We start from the raw sequence: 13384 nt of genomic DNA on the forward strand, positions 1-13384 counted from the left end.
CTTCAGCCCACCGGCTCTGAAGAAAGATCAAAGCGGTGGGCTGAAGCCCACCTTACGGCTTCCCGTCATCCAGGTGCGCGCGCCGCGCAGCGACCTGCGCCAGCGCCGCCCAGTCCAGCTCTTCGCCGCCGCCTGCCAGCGCCTCGATCAGCGCATCGCGCACGACGCCGGCAAACGGTAGCGGCACCCGCGCTGCCTCGCCCGCGGCGAGCGCGAGGTTGACGTCCTTCAGGCCCAGCGGCAGCGCGAAGCCGGGCGGCGCGTAACGCTCCTCGGCGATCAGGCGGCCGTAGCCCTGGTAGGCCGGCGCGGCGAACAGCGTGCTGGTCATGATCTCCAGGAAGTCGGCGGCGGACACGCCGTGCGCGCGGGTGAGCGCAGTGGCCTCGGCCATGCTCTCGATCGCCGACGCCAGCATGAAGTTGCCGGCCAGCTTGACCACGTTGGCGCGCTCGGGCGCCTCGCCCACCGGCCACAGCCGGCTGCCGAGCACCTCCAGCAGCGGGCGCACGGACTCGACCACGGCAGGATGCCCGGCCACGACGATGTTGAGCTTGGCCGCCGCGGCCATGTCCGGCCGTCCGAACACCGGCGCGGCAACGTAGCCCAGTCCCCGCTGCGCATGCGCCTGGGCCAGCTCGCGCGCGAGCGCCACCGAGATGGTCGCGTGGTTGACGTGCACGGTGCCGCGGTCCATCTCGTCCAGCACGCCGCCTTCCAGGAACACCTCGCGCACGGCCTGGTCATTGGCCAGCATGCTGTGCACCACCTGGCCCTGCACCGCCCGCCCGGGCGTGCGCGCGACCCTGGCGCCGAGCGAGGCGAGCGGTTCGGTGGGGCCTTCGGAGCGGTTCCACACGGTCAGCGCGTGGCCCGCGGCGAGCAGGTTGCTGGCCATGGCGCTGCCCATGGCGCCCAGGCCGAGGAATCCGACGTTCATGAAGGTTCTCCTTTGAAGCGACCGGGTAATGGAACATCCGCGTTGTTGAAGGCGCGCAAAAGACCGTTCCCTCGCCTTTCTCACACCACTTCGCCGGCCGCGTGTCCGGACGCCCATGCCCACTGGAAGTTGTAACCGCCCAGCCAGCCGGTCACGTCGACCACCTCGCCGATGAAATACAGCCCCGGTACGAGCTTGGACTGCATCGTGCTGGAAGAGAGCCCGTCGGTGTCGACGCCGCCGAGCGTCACTTCGGCCGTGCGGTAGCCCTCGGTGCCGCTGGCGACCAGCGGCCAGTCGTGGAGGCGCGCGCCGATCGCGGCCAGTTCCGCCTCGCGGTACTGGCGCATCGGGCGGTTGCCGAAGTCGAGCTCGCACAGGCGCTGCGCCAGCCGCTTCGGCAACAGGTCGGCCAGCACGGTCTTCAGTTCCGCGGCCGGCCGCGCCACGCGCTGGGCCGGCAGCCAGTCGGCCGCATCGCGATCGGGCAGCAGGTCCAGCCGCAGCTCCTCGCCCGGCTGCCAGTAGGAGGAGATCTGCAGGATCGACGGCCCGCTGACGCCGCGGTGGGTGAACAGCAGGCCCGCGCGGAACGATTGCCGCCCGCTGCGCGCCTCGGCCGGCAACGCCACGCCGGCAAGGTCCGCGTAGCGCTCCTGATGCTTGCCGCTCAAGGTCAGCGGCACCAGGCCGGCGCGCGTGGGCTGCACCTCGTGGCCGAACTGCCGGGCCAGCTCGTAGCCGAAGCCGGTGGCGCCCATGCTCGGGATCGACAGGCCTCCCGTGGCGATCACCAGCGCCTGCGCATGTACCTCGCCGCGCGCGGTGGCCACGCTGAAGCCGGCTTCGCCATGGCGCACGCGCGTCACGGCGCAGCTCGTCTCCACGCGCACGCCGGCCGCCGCGCATTCGTCCAGCAGCATGCGCACGACCTGCTTGGAGGAGTCATCGCAGAACAGCTGGCCGAGCTCCTTCTCGTGGAAGGCGATGCGGTGCTTCTCCACCAGCGCGATGAAATCCGCCGGCGTGTAGCGCGCCAGCGCGGACTTGGCGAAATGCGGGTTGGCCGACAGGTAGTTGGCCGGCGTCACGCCGAGGTTGGTGAAATTGCAGCGTCCGCCGCCGGACATCAGGATCTTCTTGCCCGGCTTGTTGGCGTGGTCGAGCACCAGCACGCGCCGACCGCGCCGGCCGGCGGCGATCGCGCACATGAGGCCGGCGGCGCCGGCGCCGATGACGAGTACGTCGGTTTTCATCGCATCGCGGACGGAGTGGATCGCGCATTATCGCCGAGCGCTTACACTTTCCGCTCTCCCATCCTGCAGGTACCCGCCATGCCCTCCTTCGACGTCGTCTCCGAAGTGGACAAGCACGAACTGACCAACGCGGTCGACCAGGCCAACCGCGAGCTGGCCAACCGCTTCGACTTCAAGGGCACCGACGCCGCCTTCGAGCTGGACGGCTACATGATCACCCAGCGCGCGCCGAGCGATTTCCAGCTGCAGCAGATGCTGGACATCCTGCGTGGGCGGCTGACCAGCCGGAAGATAGACATCCGCGCGCTGGACGTGGCCGAGCCGGAAGTGAACCTCGCCGGCGCGCGGCAGAAGATCACCGTCAAGCAGGGCATCGAACAGCCGATCGCCAAGAAGCTCATCGCCGAGCTGAAGGCGGCCAAGCTCAAGGTCGAGGCGCAGATCAACGGCGACAAGCTGCGCGTGACGGGCAAGAAGCGCGACGACCTGCAACTGGCGATGGCCGTGCTGCGCAAGTCGCCGACCGAGCTGCCGCTGCAGTTCGACAACTTCAGGGACTGACGCCGGCTACGAGCTCTGCCCCGCCACGACATTCACGCTCACCGCGATGATGAACACGTTGAAGAAGAACGCGATCACGCCGTGGATCAGCACCATCCGCCGCAGGTAGCGGCTGGTCACCTGCACGTCGGACACCTGGAAGGTCATGCCGACCACCACCGCGAAGTAGGCGAAGTCCCAGTAGTCGGGCTCCTCGTCGCCGGGGAAGTCCAGGCCTTCGTGCGGTTTGCCGTAGTTGCCGTAGTAGCCGTGCGCGTAATGCAGCGCGAACAGCGTGTTGAGGAAGGCCCAGCTCAGCATGATGCTGGCCGCGGCCACCACGATCGCCAGCAGGCCGCCGGTCTTGCCCGCCTGCAGCTCGGTGCCCAGCGCCACCAGCACCACCGTGGAAAACGCCACGCCGCTCCACAGGATGCCCCAGCGGCCGGCGTCCTGGCGGCGCGCCTTCTCGCGCATGCTGACCGGCGTGGCCTGGCTGAACTCGCGCAACTGGATGCCGACGAAGACCAGCGCGCCGAGATCGAAACCGAGCAGGAAGGACGGCGCCGGATGCATGCCCAGCGCCCATGCGGCGACCGCCGTCACCACCAGCAGTCCGCCGCCGATCGCCAGCGACGGACGCGCGCGCAGCGCGTGCCACGGGCCGTGATGGTGGCGCCGCCGCTTGCCGTGGGTATGGGAGTCGCTCATCGGGCCTCCTGCGATCGGCTTGCCCGCTGCAGTGTGCCCACACCTGTCAGCGGGCACAACGGCGGGCCGGTGTGGATCAGGCGCGCAGGTCGGCGAACTCCGGGTGCCGGCGCAGCCAGGCCGCCGCGTAGGAGCAGGCGGGAACCACGCGCCAGCCTTCGGCGCGCGCGGTTTCCATCGCCGCCTGGGTCATCGCCGAAGCGATCCCGCGCCCTTCCACCGGCACCGGTACGCCGGTGTGGGTGATGGTCATCACCTGGCCGTCGAGGCGGTAGTCCAGTTCGCAGTGCTGGCCGTCCACCACGGTCTCGAAACGGCGGGCGGCGGCGTTGTGGCGGATGTCGAAGCTCATGCCTGGGGCCGTCGGGGGAAAGCCGTGAGGATACGGTCCGCGCGGGCAAAACGCGCGTGAAGCGGCCGCGGGACGGCGTTCGCACCGCCTGCATGGCGCGCTTGCCACACTGCCCCGTCCACTCGACGCACGGGAGACCCGCCATGAAGAAATCCGCCTCCGCCACCTGGTCCGGCGGCCTGAAGGACGGCCGCGGCACGATCTCCACCGAGACCGGCGTGCTGCGCGAAGCGCCGTTCGGTTTCAAGTCGCGCTTCGAGGACGGCCCCGGCACCAACCCGGAGGAACTGATCGGCGCCGCGCTGGCCGGCTGCTTCTCGATGGCGCTCTCGCTGGGCCTGGGCAATGCCGGGCTGACGGCGGAGAAGATCGACACCCGCACGCAGGTGACGCTGGACAAGCAGGGCGAAGGTTTCGCCATCACCACCATCGCGCTGACCTGCCGCGCGCGCGTGCCCGGCGCCGATGCCGACACTTTCAGCCGCATCGCGCAGGAGACCAAGCAGGGCTGTCCGGTGTCCAAGGTGCTGCGGGCGGAGATCTCGCTGGACGCCGCGCTCGAAGGCTGAGCGCGCAGGCGCCCGCAGGGTGGGCTTCAGCCCACCATCGCCGTACCGGAGCGGTGGGCCGAAGCCCACCCTACGGACCTACGAAACGGAAAGCGCGCGCCGGACCAGCTCCGGGTCCGCCGCCATCACGCGATTGCGTCCCGCGCGCTTGGCGGCGTAGAGCGCCGCATCGGCCCGCTGCAGCAGGCCCTTGACGTCGTGCTCGCCGGGCGCGGCCACCACCGCGCCGATCGACACGGTCAGCTGCAGCAGATGCCCGTCGACCAGCAACGGCGTGGTCTCGACCGTCTCGCGGATGCGCTCGGCCAGCACCAGCGCCTGTTCCAGGCCGGTGTCGGGCGCCAGCACCACGAATTCCTCGCCGCCGATGCGGCCGATCACGTTGCTCGCGCGCAGCGTGCCGCGGATGCTGCCGACCAGCGCCAGCAGCACCTTGTCTCCGCCGCCATGGCCGAAGCGGTCGTTGACGCTCTTGAAGTGGTCGGCATCGATCATCAGCACGCCCAGCGGCCGTCCCACGCGGCCGGCCTGGGACAGCAGTTGCGTGGCCGTCTCGGTCAGCGCCAGGCGGTTCTTCACGCCGGTCAGCGAATCGACCCGCGCCAGCAGGTGCAGTTCGCGTTGCAGCGTCTCGCTGTAGAGCAGAAGAAAACCGATGCTCAGGAACATGGGCTGCATGCCCGAGAGCAACACGTACAGGTAGTTGACGGTGTCGGGCTGGATGATGTCCGCCGGCGGATTCAGGTCGAACCACAACTGGCCGTTGCGCCACAGCAGCAGCAGCGCGGAGAGCGAGCACATCGCCAGCAGCGCCACGCGCGCCCGCGAGCTGCGCCGCAGCCCGCCGTGAAGCAGCGCCTGCATGCGCAGGCCAATGTCCGCCATGATCGCGGCCGAACCCCACAGCACGCGCAGCCGGTAGTCCGGATCGACCACGCCGAACCAGCCCACGCCCAGCCAGCCGGCCACGCCGATGGCCAGCGCGACGCGCCAGCGCAGCGGTTCGCCCAGCAGCATGCGCAGGGCGACCACCGCCATGCCCTGCGCCAGCAGGTTCAACGCGTTGCCGCCGAGCAACAGTTGCGCCGGATGCAGCCACGCCTGCGCCGCCAGCATGCCCCACCCGGCCGCTTCCACCGCCAGCGCGCCGGCGCGCAGCTTCAGGCTGGTGCGCGCCGCGCCGGGACGGCCGTGGGTGCCCGCCCACAGCAGCACGGCCAGGGCCAGCGACTGGATGGCGCTGATCAGCGAAAGCGTTTCGATATGCATGGGCATGCTGGGCTCTCCCCGCGCCCGACCGTCGACGACCGGCTCCTGCCGTGTGTGAAGGCCTCGGCCGCGATGGCGGCTCTTGCCTGGTCGTCGCCCGTGATATCGGCGCTGGATGGGCCGACTTTAGCGTTGACACCGCACGCAAGTCCGTTACTTTCCACGCAAAAACCCGACGGATGCCGCATGGCCACCCTCATCCCGACCCGCAACAGCTGCCTGCCGCGCATGACCGCGGGCGAGAAGCGCTTCTCCGAGCGGCTGGAGCAGAAGCTCGAGGACGACTACCTGCTCTGGTACGACGTGCCGGTCGGGCTGAAGCAGCGCCACCCGGACTTCGTGGTGTTCCACCCGCGCCGCGGCCTGCTGGTGCTGGAGGTGAAGGACTGGAAGGCCGAGACCATCCAGCACGCCGACAGCACCCAGTTCACCTTGGTCACCGAGCGTGGCCTGGTGAAGGAGAACCACCCGCTGCTGCAGGCGCGCGCCTATGCGCTGGAAATCGGCGTGGTGCTGGAGCGCGACCCGGCGCTGCGCTTCCCGGCCGGGCATCGGCATGCCGGCAAGATCATCATGCCGTGGGCCTGGGGCGTGGTGCTGGCCAACATCAGCCGCAAGCAGTTCGAAGACGGTGGGCTGGATGCGGTGATCCCGCCGCACCTGGCGATCTGCCGCGACGAATTCTACGAGTCGGTCGAGTCGGAGGATTTCCAGGAGCGGCTGTGGGCGATGTTCCCGCACGCCTTCCCGGTCGCGCTGACGCTGCCGCAGATCGACCGCGTGCGCTGGCACCTGTTCCCCGAGCTGCGGGTGGAGCCGGGCAGCGGCCAGTTCGGCCTGTTCGGCCCGACCGACGCGGCGGTGCGCCCGCTGCAGATCCCCGAACTGGTCAAGGTGATGGACGCCCAGCAGGAACAACTGGCGCGCTCGCTCGGCGACGAGCACCGGATCATCCACGGCGTGGCCGGTTCCGGTAAGACGATGATCCTGGGCTTCCGCGCCATGCAGCTGGCGCGCGCGATGAACCGGCCGATCCTGGTGCTCTGCTACAACAAGACGCTGGCCGCGCGGCTGGAACAACTCATCGGCGAACGCGGCCTGGCCGACAAGGTGCAGGTCTACAACTTCCACAAGTGGTGCCACAAGATGCTCACCGCCTACCACGTGGCACTGCCGCCGAAGGGATCCGACGGCTTCTTCGAGCAGATGGTCGAGCGGGTGATCGACGGCGTCGACCGGGGCCAGATCCCGCGCTTCCAATACGGCGCGGTGCTGGTCGACGAGGGCCACGACTTCGAGCCGGACTGGTACAAGCTGATCGTGCAGATGGTCGACCCGGCGACCAACTCCCTGCTGGTGCTCTACGACGATGCACAGAACATCTACGGCAAGGCCGACCGGCGCAAGGTGAGCTGGAAGAGCCTGGGGATCCAGGCGCAGGGCCGCACGACCATCCTCAAGCTCAACTACCGCAACACGCTGGAGATCCTGGCGGTGGCACGCGGCTTCGCCAACGAACTGCTGATCGAGCGCGCGGATGACGGCGACGGCGTGCCGCTGGTCGCCCCCGAGAGCGCCGGCCGCCGAGGCGCGGTGCCGGAGCTGATCCGCGTCGACACCGCACCTGCCCAGCTCACCGTGCTGATCGCCCAGTTGAGCGACGAGCACGCGCACGGCCGGCCGTGGTCCGACATGGCGGTGATCTTCCGCAACCAGTGGGAAGGCGAGAAGCTGGCCGAGGCGCTGGAGCGCCAGGGCATCCCGGCGCGGCTGGCCGAGGGCCGCGGCAAGGGTGCGCTGTTCGCCGTGGGCGACACGGTCAAGCTGGTCACCATGCACTCGAGCAAGGGCCTGGAGTTCCCGTTCGTGATCATCCCGGGGCTCGGCTCGCTGCCCAAGGAAGGCAAGGACGAGGTCGAGGAGGCGCGCCTGCTCTACGTGGCGATGACCCGCGCCACCGAGCGGCTGGTGCTGATCCACCACGATGACTCGATATTCAGCAAGCGCATCCGCGATGCGATCAACCAGGTGCAGGACCAGCTGGTCGCGCTGCCTGCCTGAAGGCGGCGCCTCTGGCCCATGCCTTTGGGCACAGTCCCGGCCGCTGGCCAGCCGCTAGGCTGGGACTTTCGTCCCTGGGGAACCATCGTGCGCAAGATCCTGCAAGCCAGCCTGCTGGCGGCTTCGCTGCTGGCCGGTCTGGCCGCCGCTCCCGCCTTCGCCGCCGACAAGCCTGCCGCCGAAGCCAGCCACGGCGACTTCCACCTGCCGCCCTTCCCCGCCGACGCACACGTGCAGCAGAGCGCGCAGATCGACGGCCGTACGCTCAAGTACACCGTCACCGTCGGCTCGCTGCCGGTGCGCGACGAGAAGGGCAACACCGTCGCCGAAGTGGTTTACACCGCCTACACCATGGGTGGCGGCGACCGACCGGTGACCTTCGCGCTCAACGGCGGCCCGGGCGCGTCCTCGGTCTACCTCAACCTCGGCGCGATCGGTCCCAAGCGGGTGAACTTCGGCGTCGAGGGCAATAACCCATCCGACCCGGCCACCCTGCACGACAACCCCGGCAGCTGGCTGCCCTTCACCGACCTGGTGTTCATCGACCCGGTCGGCACCGGCTTCAGCCGCGCACTGGTGGACGACAAGAAGGCCACCGAGCTGTTCTACAGCACCGACAGCGACATCAAATACCTCTCGCGGATCGTCTACGACTGGCTGGTCAGGAACGGCCGCCTGCAGTCGCCCAAGTACCTGGTCGGGGAAAGCTACGGCGGCTTCCGCGGCCCGCGCATCACCGACTACCTGCAGACCCAGCTCGGCGTGGCGATGAAGGGCGTGGTGCTGGTCTCGCCCTACCTCGACCCGGCCGCCTCCAACGACGAGAACGTCTCGCCGCTGCCGTGGATGCTGACCCTGCCCTCGATCGCCGCGGCGCACCTGGAGCGCGAGCACAGGCTCACGCCCGAGGCGATGGCGCAGGTGGTCGAGTACACCCGCGGCGAGTACGCCACCGACCTGATGCGCGGCCGATCCGATCCGCAGGCGACCGAGCGGGTGATCCGGAAGGTGACCGAACTGACCGGGCTCGATCCGCTGTTCGTGCGCCGTTCCGGCGGCCGCCTGGAAACCCAGGCCTACCTGCGCGAGGTCTACCGCGCCGAGGGCAAGCTGGGCAGCCGCTACGACTCCAACGTCACCGCCTGGGACCCGTTCCCCTACGCGCCGCGCCAGCGCACCGGCGATCCGATCTTGAACGGCATCATCGCGCCGACCACCACCGCGATGGTCGACTTCGTCACCCGCACCGTCGGCTGGAAATACTCCGGTCGCTACAACGCGCTGAGCTACGAGGTGAACAAGCTCTGGCACGAGGACGACGACGCGGTCGAGGGTTCGGTCTCGCAACTGCGCGAATCGGTCGCCAACGACCCGGGCCTGCGCGTGCTGATCGCGCATGGCTGGGACGACCTGTCCTGTCCGTTCATGGCCTCGGTGCTGATCGTCGACCAGATGCCGGCGATGGGCGATCCGACCCGCGTGCAGGTGAAGAGCTACCCCGGCGGCCACATGTTCTACGCCCGCCCGGACAGCCAGGCCGCGTTGCTGAAGGACGTCAAGGCGCTCTACGGCGCGCGTTGATGGTGTAGGTTGGGACGCGCCCCGCGTCCCGACCGCCACCGGTACCGCCATGACCGAGCTGCTCACGCCCGACCTCCTCGCCGCCCAGCCGCTCGATCATGCGATGGCGCTGTCGGCGCGCTGCTACACCGACCCGCGCATGCCGGCGCTGGATGCCAAGGCGGTGTTCGCGCGGAGCTGGCAACTGGTCTGCCACCAGTCGCAGCTGGCCGGCGTGGGCGACCACCTGGTCACCACCATCGCCGGCCTGCCGCTGCTGGTCGTGCGCAGCGACGCCACCACGATCCGCGCCTTCCACAACGTCTGCCGCCACCGCGCCGGCCCAGTCGCCAGTTGCGACGGCAAGGGCGCGACCGCGCTGCGCTGCCGCTACCACGGCTGGACCTACGGCCTGGACGGCGTGTTGCGCGGTGCGCCGGAAATGGGCCGCACGCCGGATTTCGATCCGTCGACGATCCGCCTGCCGGAAGTGCGCGTGCAGGTATGGCAGGGCCTGGTGTTCGTCGCCACCGGCGAGGCGCCGCCGTTCGGCGAGTTCGTCGAGGGCATCGACGCACGCCTGCGCGAAGGCCGCTCGCTGGCCGGCTTCGAGTTCCACCATCGCGCGAGCTGGGAGGTGGCCTGCAACTGGAAGGTGTACGTGGACAACTACCTGGAGGGCTACCACGTGCCGCACATCCACCCGGGCCTCAACAGCGTGCTGGACTACCGCAGCTACGTTACCGAGACGGCGCGCTGGTATTCCTACCAGTTCAGCCCGCTGGAGAGCGCGGACGAGCTCTACGGCAGCGGCGAGGCGCTGTACTACTTCCTCTATCCGAACACGATGCTCAACATCCTGCCCGGCCGGTTGCAGACCAACCGCGTGCTGCCGCTGGGCGTGGACCGCTGCCGCGTCGAGTTCGACTTCTATTACGCGCCTCATGAAGGAGGACCCGGCGCCAGCGACGAAGCGCGCGCCCGCCGCGAGCGCGACATCGCCTTCAGCGACGAGGTGCAGGACGAGGACGTGACCATCTGCGAGGACGTGCAGCGCGGGCTCGCCTCGGGCTCCTACGAGAGCGGCCGGCTCAATCCGCTGCGCGAGAACGCCGTCCACCATTTCCACGAACTGCTGCGCCGCGCCTATCGCGAGCACGCGTGAGCGCTGCGCCTCGCGCTCGCTCCCTTGCCTGCGGGAGAAGCAGCGGATCGGCATCGCCTGAAGGGGAACAGGCATGAGCAACCATTCCAGGCCACTCGGCCAACTGGCGCTGGTCGCCCTGGTGGTCGGCAACATGATCGGCTCGGGCGTGTTCCTGCTGCCGGCCGCCCTCGCGCCCTACGGCGCGGCGAGCCTGCTGGGCTGGGCGCCGACCCTGGCCGGCGCGCTGCTGCTGGCGCTGGTCTACGCCTGGCTGGCGCGCGCGATCCGCAACCACGGCGGCGCCTACGGCTACGCCCGGCGAGCGTTCGGCGACAGGGTGGGTTTCGTGGTCGCCTGGAGCTACTGGGTCTGCACCTGGAGCGCGAACGCCGCGATCGCGGTGGCGTTCGCCGGCAGCCTCGGCGCGCTCTGGCCCGCGGCCGCCGCCACGCCGCTGCGCTCGGCCGCCTGCGCATTGGGCGCGTTGTGGATTTGCACCGCGGTGAACCTGGCCGGCGTGCGCGAGGCCGCGCGCATGCAGATGCTGACCACCCTGCTCAAGCTGGTGCCGCTGGTGCTGTTCGGCCTCATCGGGCTGGGCTGGGTGCAGGCCGGCGGCTACCGCCCGTTCAACCCCAGCGGCGTGCCGCTGCTGGGCGTGGCCAGTTCGGTCGCGGCGCTCACGCTGTGGGCCATGCTCGGCTTCGAGGCGGCCACCGTGCCGACCGGCGTGGTGCGCGACCCGGAGCGCACGGTGCCGCGCGCCACCGTGATCGGCATGCTGGTCGCGGGCCTGGCCACGATGCTCGCCTGCACGGTGGTGATCGGGCTGCTGCCGGCGGACCAGCTCGGCCGCTCGGCCGCACCGATGGTCGATGCCGCGGCGCACGTATGGGGACCGATGGCCGGCATCGCGCTCGCCGCGGTCGCCACCGTTTCCTGCTTCGGCGCGCTCAACGGCTGGGTGCTGCTGCAGGCGCAGACGCCGCTGGCGGCGGCGCAGGATGGCCTGTTTCCCGCGCACTTCGCCCGCCTCGACGCGCGCGGCACGCCGGCCTTCGGCCTGTTGGTCGGCAGCAGCCTGGCCAGCGCATTGATCATGGCCAACTACAGCCGCACGCTGGTGGCGCTGTTCACCTTCTCGATCCTGCTTTCGACTGCCACCACGCTGCTTCCCTACGTGGTGAGCGTGCTGGCCTGGTGGCGCGTCGAGCCGGCCGCGCGCCCGTGGCGCCGGTTGGTCGCCGCCGGTGCGCTGGCGTATGCGCTGTGGGCGCTGGCCGGCACCGGCATCGAGTCGCTGATGTGGGCCGGCGTGCTGGTGGCGATGGGCCTGCCGGTGCTGCTGTGGCAGCGCCGGCGTTCGGCTGTCCCGTGACCGCCGGCTAGCGGGCGGCCGCCTGCCAGCGCAGCCAGTCGATCACCGCGGCAAGGGCCGGACGCGGACGCGTGCCGTCGGCACGCACGATCCAGTAGGCCGATGCGAGTGGTACCTCCAGCGCACCGAACGGACGCACCAGGATGCCTGCCGCCAGTTCGTCGGCGACCAGCCGATGGCGCGCCAGCGCCACGCCCTGCCCCAGTTGCGCGGCACGCAGCACCAGGTCGGAGGCTGCATAGCGCGCGCCACCCTGCAGCGAAAGACCGGTCGGTCCGTGCGCGCGGCGCCACGACTCCCATGCCGCCTGCGGATCGCGGTCGTGCAGCAGACGCAGCCCGGCCAACTGGGCCGGCCGCGAGGGACGGCCGTGATCCTGCCAGTAGGCCGGACTCATCACCGGATACAGCGCGTCGTCCATCAATGGCTCGCAGTGCAGTTCCGGCCACGGGCCGCGCCCCATGCGCACGGCCAGGTCCACGCGGCCGTCGGCGAAGCCTTCCAGCTTCTGGTCGACCAGCACCGAGAGTTCGATCTTCGGGTGCGCCTTCTCGAACGCCGGCAGGCGCGGCAGCAGCCAGCGGATCGCGAAGGAGGGCGTGGTCGAGAGCGCCACCGCGTGCGCCGGCCGCGCCTCGCGGAGGGTCGCCACCGCCCGCTCGATCTCGCCCAGTCCCGCGCTGACGGCCTTTCCCAACGCCTCGCCCTGCGGCGTGAAGGCCAGTCCCGCCCGGCCCGCACCGGCATGCATCAAGGGCACGCCCAGCCAGCGCGCCAGCTCACCCAGGTGCCGGCTCACCGAGGAATGGGCCATGCCCAGCTCGCGCGCGGCGGCGCGCACGCCGCGGTGCTGGTAGACCAGGGCAAAGGCGCGCAGGGCGTTCAGGGGCAGGTCCATGGTCGGAATTCTAGACCATAAGCCACGCACCGCCGTCCACCGCCCGGCGCCATGCTGGCTCCGCTGCCGGGGTGGCAGCGACGCTACGGAACGCCATGCACGACCTGCTTGCTTCTGCCGGCCTGCTGTTCGCCGCGGCGATCACGCCCGGGCCGAACAACCTCGTCGTGTTGCGCGAATCCGGACGCGGCGGCGTGCGCGGTGCGGCCGCCGCCATCGGCGGCATCGTGCTCGGCGGACTGGCCCTGTTCGCGGTCGCCGCGGCCGGTGCCGGCGCGATGCTGGCCACGCACGCCACGCTGCGCACCGGACTGGGTGCCGCTGGTGCGGTCTACATGGCCTGGCTGGGGCTGTGCCTGCTCGGCGCCGGCACGCGCCGCGCGTCGCCGAAGCGCGCCGGTGCCGCCTTGCCGGCCGGTGCGCTGGGGCTGTTCGGTTTCCAGTTCCTCAATCCCAAGGGGTGGGTGATGGTGCTCACGCTGGTGGCCGCCTGGCCGGCCACCAGCCTGTCCGGCTACCTGCCGCTCGCCCTGCTGTTCATCGCCATCCCGTCGGGCTGCCTGCTGCTGTGGAGCCTCGCCGGACGGCTGCTGGCCGAACACATGGCGCGGCCGCGCTCGCGCCGGCGTATCGATGCCGCCATGGGCGCGCTGCTGCTGGCCAGTGCCGTGCTGTTGCTCATCGACCTTTGACCTACCGGAGA

Annotated in this window: 13 protein-coding genes; 7 read left to right on the plus strand and 6 right to left on the minus strand. The window is 70.3% G+C overall.

What is annotated here, in order from left to right:
* Positions 1-52: 52 nt before the first annotated feature.
* A complete protein-coding gene (locus AAIL17_RS05240; RefSeq protein ID WP_424681767.1) occupies positions 53-940 on the minus strand; it encodes an NAD(P)-dependent oxidoreductase in 888 nt (295 codons plus the stop codon).
* An 80-nt stretch (positions 941-1020) separates the two neighbouring features.
* Positions 1021-2196 (minus strand): NAD(P)/FAD-dependent oxidoreductase, encoded by a 1176-nt coding sequence (locus tag AAIL17_RS05245; RefSeq protein WP_424681768.1) that lies wholly within the window; start codon positions 2194-2196, stop codon positions 1021-1023.
* Positions 2197-2274: 78 nt separating this feature from the next.
* Between AAIL17_RS05245 and AAIL17_RS05250 the strand changes: the two genes are divergently transcribed.
* Positions 2275-2757, plus strand: coding sequence for a YajQ family cyclic di-GMP-binding protein (locus AAIL17_RS05250; RefSeq protein ID WP_424681769.1), 483 nt, complete (start codon positions 2275-2277; stop codon positions 2755-2757).
* A gap of 6 nt (positions 2758-2763) precedes the next feature.
* Here the strand turns inward: AAIL17_RS05250 and AAIL17_RS05255 are convergent, their stop codons facing one another.
* Positions 2764-3447: a DUF1345 domain-containing protein gene (locus tag AAIL17_RS05255; RefSeq protein WP_424681770.1), complete on the minus strand. Its 684-nt coding sequence runs from the start codon at positions 3445-3447 to the stop codon at positions 2764-2766.
* Positions 3448-3523: 76 nt separating this feature from the next.
* Positions 3524-3799, minus strand: a complete 276-nt coding sequence (locus tag AAIL17_RS05260) for a GNAT family N-acetyltransferase (protein WP_424681771.1) — start codon at positions 3797-3799, stop codon at positions 3524-3526.
* A 143-nt stretch (positions 3800-3942) separates the two neighbouring features.
* On the opposite strand from AAIL17_RS05260, the gene AAIL17_RS05265 reads away from it, so the two are divergent.
* Positions 3943-4368, plus strand: a complete 426-nt coding sequence (locus AAIL17_RS05265; protein ID WP_424681772.1) for an OsmC family protein — start codon at positions 3943-3945, stop codon at positions 4366-4368.
* A gap of 78 nt (positions 4369-4446) precedes the next feature.
* Here AAIL17_RS05265 and AAIL17_RS05270 read toward each other — a convergent pair whose 3' ends face one another.
* Positions 4447-5643, minus strand: a complete 1197-nt coding sequence (locus tag AAIL17_RS05270; protein WP_424681773.1) for a diguanylate cyclase — start codon at positions 5641-5643, stop codon at positions 4447-4449.
* 180 nt (positions 5644-5823) lie between these two features.
* Here AAIL17_RS05270 and AAIL17_RS05275 point away from each other — a divergent pair, with 180 nt between their 5' ends.
* The 4 genes from AAIL17_RS05275 (at position 5824) to AAIL17_RS05290 (ending at position 11783) form a co-directional block, all read left to right on the plus strand.
* The gene (locus AAIL17_RS05275) at positions 5824-7698 is read left to right on the plus strand and encodes a 3'-5' exonuclease (protein WP_424681774.1); all 1875 of its coding nucleotides are present in this window, start codon (positions 5824-5826) and stop codon (positions 7696-7698) included.
* 87 nt (positions 7699-7785) lie between these two features.
* Entirely contained in the window at positions 7786-9279 is a 1494-nt protein-coding gene (locus AAIL17_RS05280; protein WP_424681775.1) for a S10 family peptidase, read from the plus strand.
* 49 nt (positions 9280-9328) lie between these two features.
* Positions 9329-10423, plus strand: a complete 1095-nt coding sequence (locus AAIL17_RS05285) for an aromatic ring-hydroxylating oxygenase subunit alpha (RefSeq protein ID WP_424681776.1) — start codon at positions 9329-9331, stop codon at positions 10421-10423.
* 73 nt (positions 10424-10496) lie between these two features.
* Positions 10497-11783: an amino acid permease gene (locus tag AAIL17_RS05290; RefSeq protein ID WP_424681777.1), complete on the plus strand. Its 1287-nt coding sequence runs from the start codon at positions 10497-10499 to the stop codon at positions 11781-11783.
* Positions 11784-11790: 7 nt separating this feature from the next.
* On the opposite strand, the gene AAIL17_RS05295 is transcribed toward AAIL17_RS05290, so the two are convergent.
* Positions 11791-12681, minus strand: coding sequence for a LysR substrate-binding domain-containing protein (locus tag AAIL17_RS05295; protein WP_424681778.1), 891 nt, complete (start codon positions 12679-12681; stop codon positions 11791-11793).
* A 95-nt stretch (positions 12682-12776) separates the two neighbouring features.
* On the opposite strand from AAIL17_RS05295, the gene AAIL17_RS05300 reads away from it, so the two are divergent.
* On the plus strand, positions 12777-13373 hold the full coding sequence (locus AAIL17_RS05300; protein WP_424681779.1) for a LysE family translocator: 597 nt from the start codon (positions 12777-12779) through the stop codon (positions 13371-13373).
* Positions 13374-13384: the final 11 nt, after the last annotated feature.

Origin of the sequence: Frateuria sp. YIM B11624 (assembly GCF_049727805.1) — a bacterium.
Taxonomy (GTDB): Bacteria; Pseudomonadota; Gammaproteobacteria; order Xanthomonadales; family Rhodanobacteraceae; genus Frateuria_A.